Raw genomic sequence first — 5,825 nt, 5'->3', positions numbered from 1 at the left:
GCACGCCGGACCGCCCCCACGGAGGCCGACACGACCGCTGGGTCGAGGCTCTCCCGGCCTTGCCCGTCCCGGGGGTGCAGGTGGACGGAGGAAGCCCCGGCGGCGCGGACGAGCCGGGCATCCGCCGTCAACTGCCGCGGCGTGAGGGGCACCTGGGGATGCTCCTGTGCCGTACGCCGACCGTTCAGACACGCTTGGATCATGCTCCGATCGTGCCACGACCGGCCGCCGCGCCGTTCCCGGTCCCGTCGTCGCCGCACCGGACCACCACGAGGCCGGGGGAGGAGTACGGAGAGAGCGCCGGCGCCTCCGTACGGCCGACCGGCCCCGCCGGCAGGTGCAGGAAGGTCCTGGTCCCCGCGCACCTGGGCCGCTCCGCGCACCCGGACGGCCTCCGCCTGCCGCCTCTCCCCATTCGCTCCCCCCCCCCGCCCCGGAAGGGGCGGCACGCGCATGCCCCTCCCCGTGGGCAGGTGAACCCTCCAACTCCCCGGGGGAATAACCGGATTCGGCATCCGCTTATGGGTGATCGTCAACGACACGACACTCACGGGGACCCACATGCGAACCACGAACACCCTGCGGCGCGCCGGCATCGCGCTGCTCGCCGCGACCACCCTCACCACCCTGCCCCTCACGGCCACCGCGACGGCCGCCGCGCCCGCCGGGACGACCGCCGCCCCGGCCGGCACCGCGCACGGCGCCGGCCCCTGGCGCGGCGCGTGGGCGGCCTCGCCGCAGGCGCCGAGCGCGCCGTTCGGCCCGAACTGGTCGCAGCGGGGCTTCTCGAACCACACCGTCCGCCAGGTCGTCCGGGTCACGGCCGGGGGCACCGCCGCGCGGATCGAGCTCTCCCACCGCTACGGCACCACGCCGCTGCGCATCACCGGAGCGACGGTCGCCCGCACCGCCGCGGGCGGCGCCGTCCAGCCCGGTACCGTGCGCCACCTGACGTTCGGTCACGGCCGCTCCGTCACCGTGCCGGTGGGCGGCACCGTCCTCAGTGACGGCGTCCCGCTGCGGCTCAAGGCGCTGGAATCGGTCACCGTCACCCTCCACCTGGCGGGTGACACCGGCCCGGCCACCTTCCACCACGCCGCCGGCGCCACCAGCTACCGCGCCACCGGCGACCACCGCTCCGACGTGTCGGGCGCCGCGTTCCGGGAAACCAGTTCCTCCTGGTACTACCTCACCGGCGTCGAGGTCCTCGGCGGCAAGGCGCCCCGCCGGGACGCGATCGTCGCCTTCGGCGACTCCATCACCGACGGCGTCGGCGCCACCCAGGACGCCGACAACCGCTACCCCGACGAGCTGGCCGAACGCCTCGCCGCCGCCGGCGCCCCGCGTGCCGTCCTCAACCACGGCATCGGCGGCAACCAGGTCGTCAACGACACGACCTGGGCCGGCGAGAAGGGCATCGAGCGGTTCAAGAAGGACGTCCTGACCGAGCGGGGCGTACGCACGGTGATCGTCCTCGAAGGCATCAACGACATCGGCGGCAGCGGCCCGGGCTTCCCCGGCGGCCCGACCCCGGAGGTGTCCGTCGAGCGGTTGATCGACGGCCACCGTGAGCTGATCCGCCAGGCCCGCGCCAAGGGTGTCAGGGTGGTGGGCGCGACCCTCACGCCCATCAAGGGCTCGCCCTACGACACCCCGGAGAACGAGGCCAGGCGCGACGCGGTCAACCGATGGATCCGCACCTCCGGCGCGTACGACGCCGTCGTGGACTTCGACCGCGCCGTCGCCGACCCGGCGGACCCGGACCGGATGCTGCCCGCGTACGACTCCGGCGACCATCTCCACCCGGGCGACGCCGGCTACCGCGCGATGGCCGAGGCGCTCGACCTCGACGAGCTGTAACCGGACGCCCGCTGCCCGGGGCGCGAGCCACCCGGCGGGCCGGTGGTCGCGCGGCGTCGAGCCGCCGGGCGACCACCGGCCGGTGCATGCGCGCCCAGACCCACCGGCCGACGCATGCGCGCCCGGACTCCACCGCGCGGCGCGGCCCACGGGGCTCGCCGCGGTGAACACCGGCAGCCCGCGGCAGATCCGTGACGGCGAAGGGGCCCACCCCGGTGTCGGGCCGGGCTCGCCGCGCACCGGGTCAGGGAGCGGGGTCGTGGGGGTGGAGGCCGGGTCCGAGGGGCTGGCCGGCCAGTGGGGTGGGGGAGAGGTCGGTGGGTTCCTCGCCGGCCTCCAGGAGTGTGTCGGCGGCGCCGACGATGAGATCGTCGGGCCGTCCCACCGCCGCCTCGTCCTTGCGGTCGTAGTCGATGCGCCACAGCAGGCTGCGCATGGCTTCGAGGCGCGCGCGGCGTTTGTCGTTGCTCTTGACCACGGTCCACGGCGCGTGCTCGGTGTCGGTCGCGCGGAACATCTCGACCTTGGCGGTGGTGTAGGCGTCCCACAGGTCCAGGGAGGCGAGGTCGGTGGGCGAGAGCTTCCACTGCCGGACCGGATCGACCTGCCGTATCGCGAAGCGGGTGCGCTGCTCGGCGCGGGACACCGAGAACCAGAACTTGACCAGCAGGACCCCGTCCTCCACGAGCATGGCCTCGAAGGTGGGGCACTGCCGCAGGAACAGCTCGTACTGCTCGGGCGTGCAGAACCCCATGACCTTCTCGACGCCGGCGCGGTTGTACCAGGAGCGGTCGAAGAAGACGATCTCACCCGCGGCCGGCAGGTGGGCGACGTAGCGCTGGAAATACCACTGCCCCGCCTCCCGCTCGGTCGGCTTGTCCAGGGCCACGATCCTGGCTCCGCGGGGGTTGAGCCGTTCCGTGAACCGCTGGATAGTGCCGCCCTTGCCCGCCGCGTCACGTCCTTCGCAGATCACCACCAGCCGCGCCCCGGTCTCCTTCACCCAGCGCTGCAGCTTCAGCAGCTCGATCTGCAGGATCCGCTTGCTCCGCTCGTACTCCGCGCGACGGATCTTCTGCTCGTACGGGTAGTTCTCCCGCCAGGTACGGATCGGGGCGCCGGAGGAGTCCAGCAGCACGGGCTGCTCCGGCCGGCGGTTGTCCACGCTGAGCCCCGTCAGCAGGTCCTCGGCTTCCGGGCGCGGCGACTTCTGCTCGTTCACGCCCGGCACCTACCCGCCTCGAACCTTTGTATGGCTTCGGCGCGCCCGGAAAGCGTGAGCGGCCGGGGGCGGGAGCCTCGCCCTCCGCATGTGGTCGGGGGCGCGCTCCCCCGGATCCGTCGCGGAGCGTCTCCATTCGGACGCGGAACGTGTTCCGTCGGACGCATTGACAGACTGGCGGCGGCTGCGTCTACCCTCCGAACCTGTACTGCGCCAAGGAGCCGGCACCCGCGTGACACGTGGGTGCGGCTCTCCACGGGGGGAACGTTCGTATGGCGATCTTTGCTGCCCAGACCGCAGCCACAGCATGCCTTCACGGGAATGCGGCACCGCGCGGGAGCACGGCCGGGCCCGGACCGGCCTGACGCACGTCACCTCTCCGCCCGGTCAGTCATCCCTTTCCCGGCCCGCCCCTACGTGGGTGACCGGGCCATTCCTCAGCGAGAGAAGGCATGATGCTCGGACACAGGCTGCGGCCGGCGCTCACCGCGCTGACCGGCGTTCTGCTGGCGGGCGGGCTGGTGGCGACGACGCCCCAGGTCGCCCGGGCCGCCGACCCACCACCCCTGCCGCTCCCGGTCTCCTGCGGGCCGACCGCCTGGAAGGTGAGCAAGCACTACGAGGACTTCAAGGCATCCGACGGGCCCTGGCGGGTGGCACCGGGGGACAACCTGGAGGTGACCGTCACCAAGTCCGACACGGTCGAGCTCAGCACCCAGTTCACCGCCGGCATGTCGGTCGATTACCTCGTCGCCAAGGTCAACCTCGAGATTCAGATCGGCGCGAAGGCCTCCCTGACGAGTTCGGTGGGCCTGAAGACCAACACCGTTTCCCCGTCCCACGAGATCACCTACGTCTCCTACGGCATCTTCACCGAGCGCGTCTTCCTGACGCGTGAGTGGCTGCCGGCCGGGTGCAACGCCGGCATGGAGCACTTCGTGGGCCACGAGTCCGCGCTCTGGGTGAACCTGCCCAAGAGCGAGGGATTCAAGAAGGTCACGCAGGGCACGGGGCGGGGCGGTGGGGCGGCTCCAGGTCCGACGAACCCGCCCGCTCCGCCGCAACCGCAGCCCGTGACGTCGGTGCACGGCCTGGCCGACGGTACGCTCCTGCACACCACGGACACCCGGCGCGTCTACAAGATGGTCGGGGGCGCCCCGGTCTGGCAGGCCACGTGCGACGGCGGGATCTGCGACTCCACGCCCCGCCCCACGTACCAGTCGGTCATCGACGCCGGTCCGAAAACACCGCGCAACGGCTCGTCGGCCATCGACCAGCGCGGCCGCGTGTACATCTTCGCCGGAGGCGCGCCCCTGCACCAGTCGCACTGCAACTCCCCGGTGAACTGCGGCCGTCCGCCCAAGATCTCGGACTGGTCGGTCGACGCCCGCGACCACATGAACAGGGTGCCCTCCGACGGGACGCTGGTGCAGGGCTGGAACGGCGGCAACGGAACACCCGTCGCCCAGGTCGTGGGCGGGGCGCGCGTCAACTTCGCCTCACCCCAGGAAGTCGTCGACACCGGCCACGGCACGGACTGGGCCTCCAAGGTCGTCATCGTGTCGGACCACTCGTTCAACAGCCTCGGCACGGTCCCGGTGGACGGCACCCTCGTCCAGGGCACGGGCGGTGGCACCTCGACGCCGGTCGCCATGTTCGTGGCCGGTTCGCGCATCAACTTCTTCTCGCCCGAGGAAGTCGTCGAAACCGGCTACGGGACGAACTGGCGTGACAAGGTGCGGGCGATCCCCAGCCGCGCCTTCAACGAGTTCCACGCCGACATCCCGCCGGACGGCTCGCTCGTCCAGGGCATCGCGAACGGCGTGCCGACACCGGTGGCGATGATGCTCGGTGGCGCGCGGATCAACTTCGCCTCCCCCCAGGAGGTCATCGACGCGGGCTTCGGCACCGACTGGGCGAGCAAGGTCCGTACGCTCCCGGCGCGCGCGTTCCACATGATCCGGGCCGACGTTCCCGACGACGGAACCCTGATCCAGGGCACCGGCGGAAGCACCCCGGTCGCCGCGATCATCGGCGGCGCACGGGTCAACTTCGCTTCCCCGCAGGAGGTCGTCGACTCCGGCTTCGGCACGGACTGGGCGTCGAAGGTCCGCCCCCTGCCGGGCCGGGCGTTCAGCCTCGTCCCGGACCGGATCGCGGACGGCACGCGCGTGAAGAAGGCGAGCGGCAGCTCGCAGGCCGGCATCGTCGGCCGGGCGAAGGTGCCGTTCATGTCGATGGACGAGCTGATCGCCTGCGGCTTCGGCGAGAAGCGGATGTGGACCATTCCCGACCGCGTTTGGGACGCCCTCCCGACCGAGATCGCCGACGGTACGCGCATCGCGAAGAGCGGGTCCCCGTCGGAGGCCGCGGTGGTCGGTGGGGCCCGGGTCGACTTCCACACGGAGGCGGAGCGCAACGACGCCGGGTACGGCACCAAGGCGCGCCAGGTCGTGCCCGTCCGTGTGTGGGACGCCATGACGACGAAGATCGCCGACGGTACCCGGATCGCCAAGAGCGGCTGGTCGTCGGAGGCGGCCGTGGTCGGTGGGGCCCGGGTCGACTTCCACACCGAGGCGGAGCGCGACGACGCCGGATACGGCACCAAGGCGCGCCAGGTCGTGCCCGTCCGTGTGTGGGACGCCATGACGACGAAGATCGCCGACGGTACGCGCATCGCCAAGAGTGGGTCGCCTTCCGAGGCGGCCGTGGTCGGTGGGGCCCGGGTCGACTTCCACACCGA

Annotated in this window: 4 protein-coding genes; 2 read left to right on the top strand and 2 right to left on the bottom strand. The window is 72.2% G+C overall.

Annotation, left to right across the window (positions count from 1 at the left end; translation table 11 throughout):
• Positions 1-203: 3-keto-5-aminohexanoate cleavage protein (locus RIF68_RS24885; protein ID WP_309053531.1), on the bottom strand; the 203-nt coding region annotated here is incomplete at its 3' end.
• Between the two features lie 358 nt (positions 204-561).
• Here RIF68_RS24885 and RIF68_RS24880 point away from each other — a divergent pair.
• Positions 562-1,860: an SGNH/GDSL hydrolase family protein gene (locus tag RIF68_RS24880; RefSeq protein WP_309053530.1), complete on the top strand. Its 1,299-nt coding sequence runs from the start codon at positions 562-564 to the stop codon at positions 1,858-1,860.
• A gap of 244 nt (positions 1,861-2,104) precedes the next feature.
• Here the strand turns inward: RIF68_RS24880 and ppk2 are convergent, their stop codons facing one another.
• A complete protein-coding gene (ppk2, locus tag RIF68_RS24875) occupies positions 2,105-3,082 on the bottom strand; it encodes a polyphosphate kinase 2 (protein ID WP_309053529.1) in 978 nt (325 codons plus the stop codon).
• A gap of 452 nt (positions 3,083-3,534) precedes the next feature.
• Between ppk2 and RIF68_RS24870 the strand changes: the two genes are divergently transcribed.
• On the top strand, positions 3,535-5,825 hold a 2,291-nt coding region (locus tag RIF68_RS24870; RefSeq protein WP_309053528.1), incomplete at its 3' end, for a hypothetical protein.

It is taken from the genome of Streptomyces sp. (assembly GCF_031178505.1).
Classification (GTDB): domain Bacteria; phylum Actinomycetota; class Actinomycetes; order Streptomycetales; family Streptomycetaceae; genus Streptomyces; species Streptomyces gulbargensis.
The sequence above is the reverse complement of the archived record's forward strand: the minus strand, read 5'-3'. Positions and strand labels throughout refer to the sequence as shown.